Genomic DNA, 17,714 nt, shown 5'->3' on the forward strand with positions numbered 1-17,714 from the left:
TCAATTTAATTCATAAACACATAATTATCATTGCTTAATCCGATGTCTGAAATATTCGAAGTTCATATTAATGAAAGTTCCAGAGTGCCAAAATACAAACAGATTGTGGACTCTATACTCAACGGAATTGACGCTGGAGACATCAAAATCGGGGAAAAAATCCCGTCTATTAATGAGCTCAGCGAATCCTGCTTTCTCTCCAGAGACACTGTAGAAAAAGCTTATAAAGAACTGAGAAAAAGGCAGATTATCGAGTCTGTAAAAGGAAAAGGCTACTATATCTCGAGAATCAATAAGAGCGACAGCATCAACATTTTTTTCCTGATTAATAAGTCCAGTACTTACAAAATGATGATTTATAATTATTTTGTGGATGCGATTGGGAGCAAAGGCAATGTGGAAATGTATATTTACCACTGCGACGAAACACTCTTCATCAATGCCTTGAAAAAGAATCTCGGCGTCTATGATTATTATGTGATAATGCCTCACTTCCGCGACGAAAACTCCAAGCATACCAGCTCTACAAAAGAAGTTATTGACATCATCGAAAAAATACCGAAGAACAAACTTCTGCTTCTGGATAATACCAAACCGAACATCTCCGGCGAATACGGAACGATTTTCCAGGATTTTGAACACGACATTTACAATGCACTGAAGGAAGGCCTCGAAAAAATAAAAAAATATGAAAAACTGATCCTTGTTTATCCTGCAAAGTCGGTTCATCCCTACCCTTTCCGCATTGTTCACGGGTTTGAGAAATTCTGCAAAGATTATAAACTGGATTACGAAATATTGGACGAAATTTATCCTGATATGGAGTTGCAGGACAAAGACCTTTTCATCACCATTCAGGAAAGAGATTTGGTAAATCTCGTTAAGCAAATCAGACAGAAAAATCTGAAATTGGGTGAAGACATTGGCATCATTTCCTATAACGAAACACCGCTGAAAGAACTATTGGGCATCACCGTCGTCACAACGGATTTCAAAGCGATGGCGGAGTCTGCAGCTTATATGGTTTTGAAGAATAAAAAAGAACAGGTGAATAATGTTTTCAAATTTATTGAAAGGGAATCCTTGTAGCGATTAAACCACAAAAGTCACAAAAGATTTTCACAAAAGTATTGAGGACAAAATTTCAAAAAAGATATATACAAAAAAACGAACTACAAAAGTCCGTTCTTTTCAAGTAAAACTTAAACAAACAACTATTTTACTCTGAAATTTTGTAAATCTTCCGGTTTCTCACAGCAAACCTGTTCCATCACTTGTCGGAATTGCATCTTGAGCATCTCGATAATATGATCACCGCCTTTTTCTCCTAAAGCACCAACTGCGTACATAAACGTTCTGCCCATAAAGGTAAATTCGGCGCCACAACTCAAGGCACGTGCCACATCAGGACCGGTTCTTACACCGCTATCCATCATTACTTTGATTTGATTTTTATATTTTTCACTGATTTCTTTCACCACAGCAATTGTAGATTCCCCAGCGTCCAACTGCCTTCCACCGTGGTTGGAAATAATCATTCCGTCGAAACCAAGACGAACAGCTTCCGCCGCATCTTCATCGGAAGCAACACCTTTAATCACCAATTTTCCCTTCCATTTATCACGGATTTGTTTTAATCTATCTGAATTCAATCTGCCGGAAAAAGTCGAGTTCATAAACTGTCCCAACTGTTTCACGTTCATATTCTTGTCCATATATTTCTCCATCGTTTTGAAACTCGGAACACCGTGTTTCAGCATTTCAAGACACCATTGAGGTTTTGCCAAAGCCTGAGAAACATTTCTGAAATTCAATTGTGGAGGCATCGCCAAACCGTTTCTGATTTCTTTGGCTCTGTAACCAAACGTCGGAACATCGGACAATACGCAAAGCACATCATAACCAGAAGCTTCGCAACGGTTGAGAATGTCGTCACGTAACCATTCTTCTCTTGGATGATATAACTGATACCACGCTTTTCCTTCGGTCAATTCAGCAATTCTTTCGATACTGCTTGTCGTAACGGTACTTAGAATGAATGGAATATTATGTTTGAAAGCGGCTTTCGCCAAAATCTCCGGAGCATTGGGCCACATCAAACCTTGCAATCCAACAGGTGAAATCCCGAATGGTGCAGAATATTTGACACCAAATAATTCCGTTTCCATATTGGCTTCAGCAAAATTGTTATCCAAATAGCGCGGACGAAGTAAGACTTCTCTTAATTCAGTTGTATTTCTATCCCGGTTGATATTCTCATTACAACCGCCATCCAGATATTCGAAAGCGAAACGAGGCATTCTTTTTTTTGCCTTTTCAATTAAAAGTTCAAGCGATGCATATTTGGTATCAAATGGAAATGACATAATTGGTTGGTGGTTGTTGGTTGATTGTTGTTGGTTTTTGAGATTTGCTATCAACTGACAACTATCAACCAACAACAAAATTTATAAATTAAAAATTAACGGTTGAAGCACTTTCATCTGATAATGTTGCTGTAGAAATGTTTCGTCTATTTTTTTGTTCGAGATGACCATCGAAGCACCCAAAGCTGACCCAAGCGGAGAATGCGTGGACATCACATTGTAATGCTGGAAATGATGCGACATCAGTTTCATAAAGACATCATTATCCGTGAATCCGCCATCGATATAAATATTTTTGATTTCTGAGTTTCCAATAGCATTCGTTATTGTGTGAATCTGTAAATCCATCAGTTCTATCATCAGTTGATGATAAGCTTCTTCAAATGTTGAAAACGAATTCAGGTCGGTTTCTGTAATCATTTTTCTTTTCAAAATAATACCTTCGAAACGGAAATAAACCGCTTTGTGCTTCATCAAATGCAGATACAAATCCTGGTCAAACTGAACTTCTCTGTGAGCCCCATATTCTTTGCCATAGTAAGCACACAACTTCTCAACCTGAATCCTATATTCATTTCCCATAAAAAAACGAGAAGCTTTCACACGTTTTCCGTCGATTCGCATATAATTGAGACAATTATTTTCGATGTCATCATCAGTCAGACTTTCATCGTTAAAAGGATTGAGAGAAATGCTCCAGGTTCCTGTTGATAACAATAAAAACGGTTCTTTTTTACTTAAAATGTATGGCAACAATGCTGAAGAACTATCGTGGATCCCAACACCAATTTTAATTTTTTTATTTCTGTAAGACGTATTTATACTCGCAGAAGTTGGTACAATTGGTGGTAACAAAACATCAATTTCTTCTTCATAAACCCAATTGTGGTAATCATTTTTATCATAATCCCAAAGATTGGTATGACAGCCGATTGAAGTAAATTCCGACACACAAATTCCCGTAAATAAATAGGATAAATATTGTGGCAAATGCAGACTGTAACGGATTTTCTTAAAAACTTCAGGATGCTTATATTTTAACCAAAACAACTGTAAACCGGAATTCAACATTCCTGCTTGTGGAGAAGCTGTTTCACGGGAAATTTTCAATTTGTCACCGTGCTTTTCATAGAACAGATCAAGAATCTCCTGATCCATTGGTTTTGTGTAATTGTATAAAGGAGTGAGAACATTTCCTTTTTGATCCAGATGTACAAAACTTGCTCCGTACGTCGAAAAATTAATAGCTTTTACTTCATATTCATCATTTTCAAGGATGTTATGAAAATTTTCTTTGATCCAATTTTGCAAAGCCGGAAGATCTTCTGTGGGATAACCATCTTCGTCCGTTGTCAGAGGCAATTCTGTATATTCCCTAACAACTTCTTGATAATTCTTATCAAATAAAAAGAATTTTTTATTGGTCTTTCCAATATCAAATACGATGGTTACTTTCTTTTTGGACATTCCTGAAAATGAATTTAATAATTGTATGAAAGTATAAAAATGGAATTTCCGAATCTTATGCTTTCAAATTAAAAACAATTAAGGAGTGTTTAGAATTAAGGAAAATCATTACTAGTGAAACTTAGTATCCTAAACACCCTTAATTAAAATAAAAATAAGTGGTTTATTTTTCAAACTTTCAAATTATAAGATGAAAGTTATTTCTATCATATTAGGTAGGACTTTATAATCCTGTTGCTTTTACATTCAGACCTCTTTCGGAGATTAATGTTTCTCTTACTTTAAGGTTTCTGTACGCTGCAATTGGGTCTAATGCAGCACCTGTCTGTAATCTTGCCGCTTTTAATAATGGACGCACGTCTGTTCTGTAAGCATTCTGCAAAATTTCCTGTGCACGAACTACGTCATTGTTCAATTGAGCATCTTTCAATGCTTTTTGGTCGACCAAAAGAGCCTGTGCATAAGCAATTAGAATCGCTTCCAAAGACTGAATTAAATCTTCCAAAGGATCTTTTATGTTATGACTCGCATCGATCATCCAAGCCGGATAAGGGTTTTGAGGATTGTTCTCGATTCCGTACACCAATTCGTTGAAAATTAGGAATAATGCATAAGGTTTGATTGAACCTACCGTTAAATCATCATCTCCATATTTGCTGTCGTTGAAATGGAAACCTCCTAATTTACCTTTGTACATCAAGGTTGCAACGATTTGTTCGATGTTTGAGTTTGGTAAATGGTGACCTAAATCTACCAAAGTATACGCTCTGTCACCACAAGCATTTGCTAACATAAACGAAGTTCCCCAATCCTGGATGGTTGTTGAATAGAAATTCGGTTCGTATGGTTTATATTCGATGAATAATTTCCAGTCTTCCGGCATTCCTGCGTAGATTTCTTTTAAACTCTGTTCGGTTTTTGACAAAGCTGTCTGGAAATTTAATTGTCCCGGAAAACTTGCTCCGTCCGCCAACCAAACGGTTAAACTTTTTGAGTCTAATTCTTTCCCGATTCTGATGACTTCTTTGTTATGCTCTACTGCGTAAGCTCTTGCATCTTCATTTACCGCATTTAACGAACCAAATTTGTACGATTGTTTTGCGTTCGGCTGATCCTGGAATGTGTTTGAATTCATTGCATCGAAAATCAATCCGTGAGAAGCTGCTTTTTCTTTAATCGCTGCAACATCACTCGGAATATCCCAAGGAATATGTAATGAAATAGCTCCTGCAGAATGTGTTAAAGCGTGAATTAATCCTACATCATCTAATTTTTGTTCTAAAGAAGAGGGTTCGCCGCCGTAAGAAAATCTTCCGAAACGTGTTCCGCCTGCTCCCAAAGCCCAACTTGGAATTGCTACTTGGAAGTCAGCAATTTTGTTGACAATTTCAGAAACGTTGGCTCCTGATTTTGTTAATTTATCTGATAAATAAGCGTAGTCTGAATTGAAATTTTCAACCTCGCTTTTATTGTTTTGTTCAATGATATCTTTTCCTATAATCATATTTTGATTTTTGATTATCCTTGTCAAGGTTTTGAACCTTGACAAGGATAAATTTATTGTCTAAATTAGTACTAAATATTTTATTTTCGTTTCTTCAATTGCTTTCGAAATCGCTCGCAGCCCGACCTGAGTGGAGCTCTTTTTGTCGTAGCGAAGCGGAGACAAAAAAGCGGGAACGGAGGGCGGATAAAGCTGCCCAAATAAAAAATATTTATAAATAATTATCTTGGGAATGCATTTGCCATTCCGCCGTCTACATTGATGATATTTCCTGTACTTTTATCTAAAATCGCAACACACGCAAACACTCCGTTGGCGATATCTTCCGGAAGAATGATTTCGTTTAAAAGATTTCTTTTTGCGTAAAATGCAGGCAATTCTTCAACGGTGATTCCGTTTGCTTTTGCACGGCCTTCTGCCCAAGAACCTTCCCAGATTTTGCTTCCAACGATTACGCCGTCAGGATTTACCACATTCACACGGATTTTATCTGCTGCCAATTCTGCCGCCAATAGTCTCGTCATATGCTGTTGCGCTGCTTTTGCCGTTCCGTAAGCCACGTTATTTGGGCCCGCAACCAAACCATTTTTACTTGCAATATTTACAATGTCGCCACCTAAATTTTGCTTTTTCATAATTTCGACACCGCTTTTTGACATTAGGAACTGACCTTTTACCAAAACATTTTCCAGTAAATCCCAGTCTTTTGTGGTCGTGTCTTCCAACGATTTAGAAATCGCCAAACCAGCTGAATGAACGATAATATCTACTCCACCGAAAGCCAAAACTGTTTCTTTGAAAGCATTGGCAATCGCTTCTTCGCTCGTTACATCACACTGAACAGCAACCGCCTGATCTTTGTTGTATTTTGAAGTTGCAGATTCTACCGCTTCTGTATTTAAATCGGTATAAACGACAACTGCCCCTTCAGCAACCATTTTATCAGCAATTGCCTGTCCGATTCCACCTCCGGCTCCGGTTACGATTGCCACTTTTCTTGATAATGGCTTTTCTTTCGGCATTCTCTGAAGTTTTGCTTCTTCCAATAACCAATATTCGATGTCGAACGCTTCCTGTCTTGGTAATGAAGTGTATTCAGAAATGGCTTCTGCACCTCTCATTACGTTGATTGCATTGACGTAGAATTCACTTGCAACACGTGTTGTTTGCTTATCTTTCGAGAAACTGAACATTCCCACTCCCGGATAAATGATAATCACCGGATTCGGATCACGCATTGCAGGGCTGTTTGGATGCTTACAAGTTTCGTAATAGTCTTTGTATTCCTGTCTGTATTGCTCGAAAAGTGGATTTAATTTTTCTAAAATCGCTTTAGAATCTGTTAAATCTTCGTTTTTATCTAAGGTTAAAACTAAAGGTTGAATCTTAGTTCTTAAAAAGTGATCTGGACAAGAGGTTCCAAGAGGAGCCAATCTTTCCAAGTCGTTACTATTGATGTATTCCAACACCACATCGCTGTCTGTGAAATGACCCACCATTCTGTTTTCGGAAGAAGCTAAACCTCTTAGTAAAGGCATAATCTGAGCTGCTTTTTCTTTACGTTCGTCAGCTGGTAAAGATTCTACTTTTTGTCCGCCAAAAACCTGACCTTTTTCTTCGATTTTTTTAGCGATATATTCAGAAGCCATTTCGATAACTTCCAAACTGTTGATATAAGATTCGTAAGAAGTGTCTCCCCAAGTGAACAGACCGTGACTTCCCAAAACGATTCCTCTGATTCCAGGATTATCGTTTAAACATTTTTCTAACTGTAAACCTAAGTCAAAACCTGGTTTTTGCCAAGGAACCCACCCCATTGTATCGCCCCAGATTTCTTTAGTTACCGCCTGACTGTCTTTTGCTGCAGCTACGGCAATTAAAGCATCCGGGTGAAGGTGATCGATATGTTTGAATGGAAGAAGTCCGTGAAGTGGCGTATCAATAGAAGGCGCTTTGCTGTCCAAATCATAAATACAGTGATTGAAAAGGCCAACCATTCTGTCTTCGTCTGCCAAACCTTCGTATACATTTTTAAGATTTCTCAATCTTTCTGTGTACAAACCAGCAATCCCTTTTCTCGTCAGCGTTCCGATGTCACCACCTGAACCTTTTACCCACATTACCTCAACATCTTCATTCGTTAAAGGGTCTTTCTCGATGGTTTTACAGCTTGTGTTTCCGCCTCCATAATTGGTGATTCTAAGGTCTGCTCCCAAGATGTTTGAACGGTATAAAAATAAAGCAACCTGGTCATCTCCGAAAGATGCTGCTTTTTCATCATCCCACAAATAGTCTACGTATTTGAATGTTTTTACTTTTTCCATTATTATATTTCTAAATTTTTCTTCAAAATTAGAAGGTTGGATTGTCAACGGCATCCCGTACTATACTGATGAATCCTAGATTTAAAGTTAATTTAAATAACAATCAACATTAAAACGAAGATGATTGAGATTAAATCCAACCTTTCCTAATTTGTAAAAGATTAATAGCCTGGCAATTGGGTTAGGTTTGGGTTATCTATCATTGGGTGTCCTGCAGAGGCTGCTGCAAATGGCAACAATTCTGTTTTATTGGTTTGGAATCCAAAGAATAAACCATCATTAGCAGATTCTACCCAACCTGGATATGCATTCCCATTCTCGACATAACCAAAAGGCTTAGAATACATATTGTTACCCATTCCCAAAACGTTGAATCCCGCGCCAAATCCTACAGCTTTCCTCGCATTCCCGTTAAATGTGCTGGTATAAGCCTCGAACATTTGTGTAGGATACCATTTATCGTCCGTTGAAGTTGGCTGTCCGTGCGCAGCCACAATCGCTCTCAATGCTGTTTGGTAAGCTGCATAATTTGCTGAGTTGGTAGGAACATTTTTGATGGTGGCAATTTCCGATGGGTCAGTTATGTCAATGTACGGTAAAGCTAAAAACGGATCACCATACACCTGCGAATTTTTATGGAATTTGTACAATCTGTAAGTAGCAACATTTGCATATTTTCCAAGTCTTCTGGTCAGATCTTTCATATCCTGTCTCGTAGCTTCGATTTCAGTTGTTAAGCTATTGGTTCTGATAAGGTCTGTTCTTAACATAAACTCGCCGGCAAATTCCCATTTTCTTTCCTGAACAATCGCTTTTAAAAAATCGGCTTGTCCGGATGGTAAAGGCAATGATCCAATACCAGCCCTTGTACGCACGGCTGTCAAAGCAGCATTAGCAGCAGCTGTAGGACCATTATTAAGATAATTTTGAGTCTCTGCATACATCAATAGAACATCAGCATATCTCAACAATGGAATATTAAGGTTTCTGTCAGCAGCAGCCTGCGGTTCAACACACCAGGATAATCTGAATTTGCCTGGCATTATTGCAGAATAAGTAGTTCCTACATCTACGAAAGTATCACCTGCAGCTCCAGCTTCCAGGAAATAAACACTGTAAGAAGTACAAGTGACATCTCTACGTGTATCATTTTGGTCGAATGAAAGATAGTAAGATGGTAATATCATTTGTTGAGAAGAACGAGAACCGAATACCCCATTCTTATATCCAGGATGTGCATAAACCTGGAATGCTGAATTGGTATTCTGACCTAATGATGCCACATGCCAAAGCATTTCGGAATTGACTGCAGCAAAATTTCTGCGGTCAAAGTTAAACCATAAAGCTTCAAAGCCACTTTTTCCGCTTTGACTTTGAACAAGACTTTTTGTTCCACCGTTAATTACTGCTGCGCAAGCATTATCTGCAATTTGGTAAAGTTCCCTAACTCTCGCATTGTCTGAACGACGGGAAACCACACCCGGATTGGATGTGTTCAACTCCCAACGTAATGAATATCCAGCAGCGTAAAGTGCAACTTTAGCTAAAAGTGCGTTGATTCCTTCTTTTGACAAGCGCTCTGTAGTTCCGAAACCGCTGGCGGCTAAAGTAGGAACAGTCACAGCTGCTTCCTGCAAATCACCTACAATCCTGTCATAGATTTCGTCACGTGAAGCACGTTTTGGGTAGAATGTATTTTCATCATTCGGATCTAATGTCTCCAATGGCTCGAACACCGAAGGAACATCGCCATAAATCCGAATCAGGTTATAATAACAAAATGCGCGGATAGACTTAGCCTCGCCAATCAGGGCGTCGCGCTTTTCACTTGCGGGCATTTTGCCTAATTGATAAACTGCAATATTGGTACGCTCAATAACAGCATACATTGCAGAGTAAATCCCTGTTACCGTAAATGGTGTGTAAGCGTCATAATTGTAATTACAAACATTATATTTTGAATTATTGAGCGCTTCAACAGAATGGTTCACTGTGTCACCGGCGCCCAGCTGATAGAACATTTCTGTCGGAACCAGACCTCTGTAACATCCCAATACGAACATCTCGGCGGTCTGTAGATTTTGAAAAACCACATCTGCATCTGTTGTATTGTAAGCTGGCTGGTCCAGAAAATCTTCATTACAGGAATTGGTTGCTAAAACAGCTAAAACCATTGAGGACAATAGGACTGTCTTCTTTAAAAATTTATGTTGGTTAAATATATTTTTCATTTTAAATCAATTTAAAAAAATTAAAATGTTAAGTTAATTCCAAGTACATAACTTCTGGACCTTGGATAAGTAGAACTGTCATAGCCAGGCGTCACAGCCACACCACTTGCTGCAGAAACCTCCGGGTCAAAGCCCGAATAACCTGTTATTGTAGCCAAGTTATTAACGGTAACATAGATTCTGGCATTGGTCACCATAATGTCTCTAAGGAAGTTTTTCGGTAAAGAATAGCCTAAAGTCAACTGGGCAATTCTAAGATAGGAACCATCTTCTACATAATAGGATGACGGATATGTAATGGTCTGTGTATTGGTGTTACTAAGGCTCCAAAGTCTTGAATCTTCATTAGGATTAAGTTCTTTCAACCTTGCCAGATTCATTGTTTGCTGTCCCGTATTCGGATCAATCAGATGATAGAAATTATTTCCAAATTCTGATGGGACATTTTGAAACAAAGCGTAAGGACTTAAGCTATGCTTTGTTGCATTGTAAACATCACCACCAACACTGAATTTCATAAATACAGCCAAGTCAAAACCTTTGTATGAAAAATTATTACTGATACCCCCAATGAAATCAGGCGTTGCATCACCAATCTTTACCATCTTTCTTGTAAACTGATCTCCTGCTTCGTTATCTGCTGCAAACTTGATGTCTCCAGGCTTTGGTGTTCCAGTCGCCGGTTTTACCACTCCATCTTTAAGAGTCAATGAACCGTTGGCGTTCTGGATAAAATCATCTGTTGTATAGATTCCCTGGTAAACATAACCGTACATCTCTCCAAGCTGCTCACCAACCGTTGCATAATACGTTACCACACCAGCTCTGTTACTTCCAACACTGAAAGTTCTGGAGTCTCTTCCTCGCTCTAATGAAAGTACTTTGGAACGGTTATGACCAATGTTAAAATCTGTAGACCATCTAAAATTTTCTGACCTCCAGTTAATCGTGTTCAATGTAAACTCGATACCACGGTTTCTCATATTACCAATATTCTGATATTGTCTGGAGTAGCCCGATGATGCCGGAAGAACGGCCTGCAAAAGCATATCACTCACATTGTTGTTATACCACTCGGACGTTAGTCTGATTCTGCTGTTGAATAATGCCAAATCTACTCCAATGTTAGTGGATTTCAGTTCTTCCCACTTTAGAAAAGGATTTCCAAGATTGGAACTTGTAACATAAGCAGGCGTTCCTGGTGTATTGTTCATTGGATAATCCGTGATGGAATAAGTCGTCAGAAAAAGATTATTTCCGATATCGTTATTCCCTGTCACACCATATTCCACTCTGAATTTCAAATCATTAATCACATTATTGATTTTAGAATTCTGCCAAAAGCTTTCTTGCGAAGTTCTCCAGGCAGCAGCTACTGATGGGAAAAAGCCCCATTTATTTTTCTCTCCAAATTTCGAAGAACCATCTCTTCTCACTGTGGCAGTTAGTAGATATCTGTCATCATAATTGTAAGTTACCCTTCCGAAGTAAGACAAAAGACTTGTACTGCTTCTGTCGGTTGATTTATCGGAAACTGTTGCTGTAGAAATATCATCTAATCCGAAGTTAGGAAAAGGGAATTTTATCAAAGTCATATTATTACTTTCTGACTGAGAATACACGAGTTCCTGACCAATTAAGGCATTCAATTTATGCTTATCACCGAATGTATTGTTATAAGTTACAGTATTGGTAATCTGATAGCCGTAAGATTCGCTGTTTCCGATTTTTCCGTTGATTCCCGTAGTCGTAGGGTCTGTAAGATTGGCTCTTGAATTTTCATCGGAGAAAGATGTAGACTTAACGCTTCTCCAATTATATTGTCCCGCCGTTCTGAATGTGAAATTCTTCAGGAAATCGATTTCCAAACCTGTGTTGGCTACGAAGTTTCTGGTGCGGGCGTTAGATGTAGAAGCCTGAAGCTCCACAAACGGGTTTTCTGTATCAAAACTTGGATCCAACGCTGTAAAATCGCCGTAAGTCTGTGTATTGAAAAGCTGATCCAGACTGAAACGTGTCCCACCGCTTATCGGCTGAAGCAAAATCTTCTTCATCCCGGAGTAAGCTCCGCCACCATTCAATGAATTGGTGTTGAACACAGAATTGAAATCTACTCTAATCCCTTTATACAACTCAGAAGTAATGTTGGTTCTCAACGAGTTTCTGGTCTCGCTAAAATTACTCAACAAACCATCCTGCTTGTTATAGTTATAACTTACGAAAGCCTGTGTCTTTTCCGTTCCTACAGAAAAATTGAAGTTATGGTTCGTAGTCAAACCCGAACCGCCAAGCATTTTCTTCTGCCAGTCCAGCGTAGGTGCATTAGCATATCTTTCATTAATTCTGTTAAAAACACCTGTGTAGAAACCCGGAGTTTCCGGTGGAAGATTATTATCGAAATAATTGCTCCACTGAGCCGTTCTGCCAGCCAGGTTAGCCATCTCGTACTGATACTTTACATAATCTTCTGCGTTGGACATCATATCCAGTTTTTTGGACAATGTATCGAATGAAGTAAAATTATTATAGTTAATAATCGTTTTGCCCTTCTTCCCGCCTTTCGTTTTGATAACGATGATACCATTGGAACCACGCGCACCATATATAGCGATTGCAGAAGCGCCCTTCAACACATCAATACTTTCGATATCGTTCGGGTTGATGACATTAAGCGCATTATCCAACTGGAAACCGTCCACAATGTAAAGAGGTTCTGTTCCCTGGGTAATAGATGCACCACCACGGATGGTGACATTGGCATTGGCACCTGGTGCACCGCTTGCCGTCACAATGTTAAGACCTGCTGCTCTACCCTGTAAAGCCTGCAAAGCGTTCATCGCTGGCGTTGCTGCCAGCTCTTTCGCAGAAACCGATGAAACCGAACCTGTAAGGTCAGACTTCTTAACCGTTCCGTAACCGATGACCACCACTTCATCAATAACTTTGGTACTGACCTTCGCAGTATCGCTGACAGTCTCTTGTTGACCAGCAAGAAAAGCAGAGGACAGCAAAAATGCCGGAAAAACGATTCCCTTTATTGCTTTGTGTTTAATGATTAAAGACATATGTTAATTTTTAGTAATATTAAATTAATACTGCCAAAGTACATTGTTAGGAAAAGTTTGGCATCCTGCATTGTCCTGCATTATTAATTTAATAATTTATCATAATTTCTAATGATTATTTTAAATACATATTCAAAATATTGAGAATTATATTTAAATATTCAAAATAAATTTGTTAATGTAAAATTGTTTCAATTTTTAATTTTATAAATAATTTTCGGATTATTTTTCTGAAATCTACATTAATTATAAAAAAAGAACACTGACAAAAATCAGTGCTCAGTTTTCATTTAATTTGAAAATGAATTTGTATAAGTCATTTATACAATATATAAGAAAAAATTGTTCAAATTGATTATCATTATGTATTCTTATCTCAATGAGTTACCATATCCTACAATCAGAATCGAAATAAACATCACAAGCATCCCGACAATAATGGTAGAAATGGTTTTGCGTGAAACGCCTCTCCACTCTTTGATGATCACGCCCCAAAGATTGGCAATCAGAATGATAAAGGCCATATGAAGAATCCACGAACTTGGGCCGTTCCCCATTTTGCTTTCTCCCATTCCGTAGAAGAAAAATTGTAAAAACCACATCGTCCCCGCTAGTGCACAGAAAATGATATTTTTTAAAACAGGTACATTTTTCTTGGTATAATCGGTATAAGATTTATTTTTAAATGAAAGATAAAGACAACCGATAAGATTGGAAGCCATTCCTCCCCAAAGGACAACGATATACGTTACGTTATTCTGGAACAAAAATTCTCCCTGCCCAGGATTTGCCAGTTTCCAGGCTTCGTTGGCTACAGATGCCATTGGTTTTCCTGCTTCCAGACCGAAATTGAAACATGCACTTAAAACTCCTGAAATAATCGCAACCGTTAATCCTAACCCGAATTTATATTCCGTTTTTGTCTGAACACCGTGTGGATCTACAGATTCGGTCTGAAGTTCCTTGTCTTTCATCACTCCGGCTTTTCCGCTAATGATAATTCCAACCACGCAGACTAAAAGTCCGAGCAAAACAAACTGTCCCCAAGTATTTGAAAACATTAATCCGATATTATCTTTTCCTGACTCAGGAGAAAATTCGTAATAAATAGAAGGAACGAGCGAACCGATGACCATTGTCAAGCCCAGCATAATACTGCTTCCGAGCGCAACGCCCAGATAACGAACGCCCAAACCATACATAAAACCGCCAATTCCCCAAAGGGCTCCAAATAAAAATGTGAGTCCCAAAATGGATGAAGATTCATTCTGAATGATTGCCCAGAAATTAGGGATGGTAAGAAATGCAGCCAGCGGCGGAACAATAATCCAGGAAAAAACACCACCGATTAACCAGAATGTTTCCCATTGCCAGCCTTTAACTTTTTTATAAGGTAAATAAAAGCTTCCTGATGAAAAGCCTCCTAAAAAATGGAAAATAACGCCTAATAGTGCATTCATAATTAATCTGATTGTTGAATCTGAAAATTAACAAGACGAAACCGATTGCGCATCTTGTTCTGTCCTGCAAAGTAAAAAAAGAGTTGAGAAATGTATAAAAATAATCCGAAAAAGCTGATGATCTTAATAATGCGTATGATTTACCACGGTATTTTTCAGGTACAATTCATCTTTCTTTCTATCCTTTCCTGATTTTTCAGCAGATTTACTACCCCAAATCCTCAGATATCCTGAACCCAGTGTTATCACTTCTTCCGCACCGTTGCCCGTAAAATCGAACATATGAAAAACCGGTTCGGGAAAATAAAGTTGTCCTTTTCCGTTGTCATTAATCAGAAATTTGTACCAGAAAAGTTGTTCTGTTCTACCATTCCAATAGCCTTTTACAAAATCAGGATTACCGTTGACAGGGTTTCCCGGCCATTTAAACAGAAAATCTCCCGACTGATTGAACCAATATAACTGACTTGAGAGATAAGGTTCTCCAAACTTTCGGTTGCCATAAGTTCTTGCACCTGCTACGACCTGCAATCCTGGCATATTTTTCAGAAAATTCCCAACCTGAATCTGCTGCGTATGTTCTGCAACATTCTGCCAGATGATGTTTGCCGTCATCCCATCATAGATAAAAATCCCAGTTTCGCTGTTGGCAGTGACGAGGTCTGTTTTGCCGTCCCCATTGATGTCAGCAAACTTATAACTGTCGGCGTGGTCGTGATTATCCGGCAGCAAATCAAATTTATTCCAGATTTCTTTTCCATTTGCATTCAGCAAAAGTGAACCGACAAGAACTTCATCAATGCCGTCTTTGTCCAAATCAATCGGATAAATATAATGTCCGAGATTATCTTTTTTGCGCTTCTCGGTATGTTGCCAAAGTTTTTTTAATCGATTATCATAAGCCGTAATGTTAATCGTATTTCCCATATCGGTAAAAACGGCCAATTCATTCGGACGGTTTTTGGTGAGTTTTCCAACCGCCAGACGGAAATTATTGTAAACATGTGGCAGTGGCTGAGTAGGCCATTCTGTTTTATGCTTTATTCTCCCTGTTATTCCGTCGGCAATGACGAGAAATTCTTTCCCTCCAATCATTCGCCAATGCGCAACTTCTGCCCTTCCGTCATTATCAAAATCCCAAAGAACGCCCGGTGCTTCGAACTCAGAACGTTCCTTCGAATATTCTTCGGGCGCTTTCCAATGCCAAAGTTCTTTTCCTGAATTGTCATAAACCGTTGCTGAAAAATCTCTTTCCAAAACCAGAAAATCTGTTTTTCTGTCGCCATTTACATCACCGAATTTCACAGCATTGCTTTCCGGAATTTTATATTCTTTGATGAGAACAACATCTTCATTCAACTGTTTCTGCTGAATATCTTCAATTTTAAGATTCGGATTTTTACTGAATGCCAAAACATCGACCATTGCTCCGCCACGGATTCTGGTAATTTTAATGTCGTTAATACCTTTTCTCAGCTTAAAAACACCCCCATTCTGCCAACTAATTTTATCACGTCCAAAAATTCCTGAAGTAATTTGATCATTAACAATTACTTTGAAGGAGCTTTTTTCATTGCCACTGCTTCGGACAAAAAGATGATAATCGCCTGTATCCGGAACAGTGAGTTTGGTCATTAAATTGGTTTCAGAATTGAGTAAAATACCGGTATTGTTGAACAGCCATTCCTGTTTTTGCTCTTTCGCATTGGTGAGATAATTTCCTTTCGGAATTTCATCTACAAAGTCGGATGCCGGAACAATAATCGTGAAATCAGTGTTAGTCTGTGATTTAATCAATGAAATTGAAAGTAAAAAAATTGCTAAAGTGCATACCCTGAAAATCGAAAAATTCCACATTAAAATAACTTTTAAGTAAAAAAGCAACAGGCTGATTTTTAATTCAATTCTAAAAAATTGAGAAACATATCTGGGATTTTCCATAAATGCATACTATTGATTTAATATTCATAGACTGTTGTTTTTAAAATGAACGGACTTAATCCGAATACAATTGTTATTTAAAAAAGGCTTTAATCAAAACTTATTATTGGTTTTAACTAAAGCCTTATTCTATTGATATTTAATTTAATGCTTAATTATTTTAATTTATAAACCTCACTACCGGCCAATAAAAAACAACCTAAACCGTAATCTTCAAAATCCGGGACTTTATCTACCGCTAATGGCTGGCCGTCTTTCGGTTCTTTTCCGGTTCCCTGAACCCAGCCTAAAAATCCGTTCGGCTGAACAGAATCTTTTACCATAGCGTTCCACGCTTTTACCAAAACTGGAAGATATGTCTCTCTGTCGATTAAATTATTATTCACGCCATACGCCATTCCGTAAACAAAAAGTGCCGTTCCCGTTGTTTCTTTTCCGCCAAAATTCGTCGGGTCGTGAAGACTCACATTCCAGAAACCGTCTTCCCGCTGAATCGGCAACAAAGCCGCCAACAAATCTTTGTAATCCTGCAGATATTCCTGATAATGAGGGTCAGTTTTCGGAGTGTCGTGAAGTGTTTTTGCCAAAGCCGCCACTACCCAACCGTTTCCACGGCTCCAGTAACAGTCTTCACCATTCGGTTCTTTGTACGGTGGAAGAAAACTTTTGTCTCGCCACCAGATTTTGTCTGCCTGATTGTAAAGACCGTTTCCACCTTCTTTATATTTGGTGTGGGCATACATTTCGTAGTTTTTGTCAAAATATTTTTGCTCGCCAGTGATTCTGCCCAACTTTGTGAAAATCGGCATCGACATCTGAAGTGCATCAATCCACCACCAATCATCCGCTTTATTGGTCGCAATCATACTGTCCATCGCAGCTTTCACGTTTTTAATTCTTTCCGGATTTTTTTTTCCGTCGATTTCGTAAAGGTCAATATAGGTTTGTCCGCAAGCTTGGTGGTCGGCATTTCGGGTATATGTTCCACGCTGCAATTCCCAGTTGTGGTTGTTTGCCCAAGACATTGCATAATCGTAATATTCCTTTTTCGGGTCTACGGAATATAAAGCCATCAAACCTTCGTAGTAAACCGCTCTTGTCCAAAGATTACTGGGCCAGACTTTTTTCCCGACAATTTCTTTTTTAGTGTCGGGCCACTTGTTCATAAAGTATTGATTGGCGCGTCTTGAAACTTCCAGAACTTCTTTTTTGTTAGGAAGTTCAACCTTTGATGCAGTGCTCTGGTTTTGAACCGAACAGGAAGTTAAGCCTCCGATGATGAGTACCAAGAAACCTGTTGTGAATAGCTTTTTCATTATATTTATTTTATTTTTATTAAGTCGATTTTGAATTGAT

The 17,714-nt window shown here is 38.5% G+C and carries 10 protein-coding genes; 1 reads left to right on the top strand and 9 read right to left on the bottom strand.

Translation table 11 applies throughout. From position 1 onward, the window contains the following. Positions 1 to 42 precede the first annotated feature (42 nt). Positions 43 to 1,089 (top strand): GntR family transcriptional regulator, encoded by a 1,047-nt coding sequence (locus BXY58_RS09505; RefSeq protein ID WP_120213633.1) that lies wholly within the window; start codon positions 43 to 45, stop codon positions 1,087 to 1,089. A 125-nt stretch (positions 1,090 to 1,214) separates the two neighbouring features. On the opposite strand, the gene BXY58_RS09510 is transcribed toward BXY58_RS09505, so the two are convergent. The 9 genes from BXY58_RS09510 to BXY58_RS09550 all read right to left on the bottom strand — a co-directional run bounded on the left by BXY58_RS09510 (position 1,215) and on the right by BXY58_RS09550 (position 17,674). Further along, a complete protein-coding gene (locus tag BXY58_RS09510; RefSeq protein ID WP_120213800.1) occupies positions 1,215 to 2,366 on the bottom strand; it encodes an alpha-hydroxy acid oxidase in 1,152 nt (383 codons plus the stop codon). An 81-nt stretch (positions 2,367 to 2,447) separates the two neighbouring features. After that, positions 2,448 to 3,833 carry an FGGY-family carbohydrate kinase gene (locus BXY58_RS09515; protein WP_120213634.1) on the bottom strand — a complete coding sequence of 462 codons (1,386 nt, stop codon included), beginning with the start codon at positions 3,831 to 3,833 and terminating at the stop codon, positions 2,448 to 2,450. A gap of 223 nt (positions 3,834 to 4,056) precedes the next feature. Then, positions 4,057 to 5,337: a sugar isomerase gene (locus BXY58_RS09520; protein WP_120213801.1), complete on the bottom strand. Its 1,281-nt coding sequence runs from the start codon at positions 5,335 to 5,337 to the stop codon at positions 4,057 to 4,059. A 221-nt stretch (positions 5,338 to 5,558) separates the two neighbouring features. Then, entirely contained in the window at positions 5,559 to 7,661 is a 2,103-nt protein-coding gene (locus tag BXY58_RS09525; protein WP_120213802.1) for a bifunctional aldolase/short-chain dehydrogenase, read from the bottom strand. Positions 7,662 to 7,822: 161 nt separating this feature from the next. Then, complete coding sequence (locus BXY58_RS09530) at positions 7,823 to 9,892, bottom strand: RagB/SusD family nutrient uptake outer membrane protein (RefSeq protein WP_120213635.1); 2,070 nt, start codon at positions 9,890 to 9,892, stop codon at positions 7,823 to 7,825. A 20-nt stretch (positions 9,893 to 9,912) separates the two neighbouring features. Further along, positions 9,913 to 12,957, bottom strand: coding sequence for a SusC/RagA family TonB-linked outer membrane protein (locus BXY58_RS09535; RefSeq protein WP_120213636.1), 3,045 nt, complete (start codon positions 12,955 to 12,957; stop codon positions 9,913 to 9,915). Positions 12,958 to 13,328: 371 nt separating this feature from the next. After that, positions 13,329 to 14,417: an L-rhamnose/proton symporter RhaT gene (rhaT, locus tag BXY58_RS09540; RefSeq protein ID WP_120213637.1), complete on the bottom strand. Its 1,089-nt coding sequence runs from the start codon at positions 14,415 to 14,417 to the stop codon at positions 13,329 to 13,331. A 123-nt stretch (positions 14,418 to 14,540) separates the two neighbouring features. After that, positions 14,541 to 16,214 carry a hypothetical protein gene (locus BXY58_RS09545; protein WP_147366830.1) on the bottom strand — a complete coding sequence of 558 codons (1,674 nt, stop codon included), beginning with the start codon at positions 16,212 to 16,214 and terminating at the stop codon, positions 14,541 to 14,543. A gap of 299 nt (positions 16,215 to 16,513) precedes the next feature. Continuing rightward, positions 16,514 to 17,674 carry a glycoside hydrolase family 88/105 protein gene (locus BXY58_RS09550; protein WP_120213639.1) on the bottom strand — a complete coding sequence of 387 codons (1,161 nt, stop codon included), beginning with the start codon at positions 17,672 to 17,674 and terminating at the stop codon, positions 16,514 to 16,516. Positions 17,675 to 17,714 lie beyond the last annotated feature (40 nt).

This window comes from Epilithonimonas arachidiradicis (assembly GCF_003610695.1).
GTDB lineage: Bacteria > Bacteroidota > Bacteroidia > Flavobacteriales > Weeksellaceae > Epilithonimonas > Epilithonimonas arachidiradicis.